Genomic DNA, 1,263 nt, shown 5'->3' with positions numbered 1-1,263 from the left:
GCGGTCGGCGCGAACCCCGCCCAGGCCGCCTCGGGACTGCTCGTGCTCTGCACCGGTATCGCGGTGCTCGCCGTCGGTGGCGCGGCCGGGATCAGTCGCGGACGACCCGGGCCACCAGGCCGTTCATCGCCACGTCGGCGACGGACGGGCGGGGCTGGGGCGCGGCCTCCGGCCACCACTCGGAGATCGAGGCGACCGGCGCGACGAGGTGCAGGTCGGGGCGGGCGAAGAGGGCGGCCAGCTCGGTTCCGGAACGCACCCGAGCACCGCTGGGGTCGGCCCGGCCGATTCTGGCGGCCTGTTCCGCGGTCACGTGCTCCGGTGTGCCGTGCGAGATGACGACCAGGCTGCCGTGCGGGAGGGCGTCGATCAGGGTGTCGACGATGGCACGAGGGTTCTCCTCGTCCCGGATGAAGTGCAGCACCGCGAGCATCATCAACGCCACCGGCCGGGTGAGGTCCAGCGTGGCGGCGGTGTCCGCGTGGTGCAGGATCCCGCCCGGGTCGCGCAGGTCGGCGTCGAGGTAGGCGGTCCGGCCCTGCGGGGTGCCGGTCATCAGGGCGCGGGCGTGGGCGAGCACGAGCGGGTCGTTGTCCACGTACACGATCCGGGCGGCGGGATCGATCTCCTGCGCGACCTGGTGGGTGTTGGGGCTGGTCGGGATGCCGGTGCCGATGTCCAGGAACTGGCGGATGCCGAGCTCCCGGGCGGCGTACCGCACGCTGCGGTGCAGGAACCACCGGTTCTCCTGAGCGAGCAGCCGGACCGTGGGGAACTGCTTCTCGATCGCGTCCGCCGCATCCCGGTCGACCTGGAAGTTGTCCTTGCCCCCGAGCCAGTAGTCGTAGCGCCGCGCCGGATGGGGAACCGTACAGTCCACTTTGGGTCGCACGTCTTCGCTGCTCACCACGGCTCCTTCACGAGCGCACGTAGATCCGGCGCACATCGTATCGACACAGGGGAGTTCGAGCTCGCCTGAGCCGTGAGGGGCCGGTTGCTGCACTACGGTATGACCTTGAGGCAGACATCGACCTCGGGGGATCACGATGACCACTCCGCCGCCGGGCGGCATTCCGCGTCCCAGCCGCACGCGCCTCCTGGTCGCGCTGATCGTGCTGGTCGTGGGCCTCGCCGTGTCCGCCGGGCTCGCGCGGCGGTACTACCAGCACAGGATGCGGGCCGACGCGGCGATCATCGCGGCGGAGGCACGGGCCTCGCTGCCGGCGTGCGCCGGGTTGTTCGCCGACGGCCGGGTGGTCGACG

Annotated in this window: 2 protein-coding genes; one reads left to right on the top strand and one right to left on the bottom strand. The window is 71.9% G+C overall.

What is annotated here, in order from left to right:
* Positions 1 to 91 precede the first annotated feature (91 nt).
* The gene (locus AB0M08_RS47520; protein WP_364508969.1) at positions 92 to 907 is read right to left on the bottom strand and encodes an SAM-dependent methyltransferase; all 816 of its coding nucleotides are present in this window, start codon (positions 905 to 907) and stop codon (positions 92 to 94) included.
* A 139-nt stretch (positions 908 to 1,046) separates the two neighbouring features.
* Here AB0M08_RS47520 and AB0M08_RS47515 point away from each other — a divergent pair.
* Positions 1,047 to 1,263: hypothetical protein (locus tag AB0M08_RS47515; protein WP_364508967.1), on the top strand; the 217-nt coding region annotated here is incomplete at its 3' end.

The sequence above is a fragment of the Actinoplanes sp. NPDC051851 genome (assembly GCF_040681165.1).
Lineage (GTDB): Bacteria > Actinomycetota > Actinomycetes > Mycobacteriales > Micromonosporaceae > Actinoplanes.
This window is presented reverse-complemented; position numbering and strand designations above follow the sequence as displayed.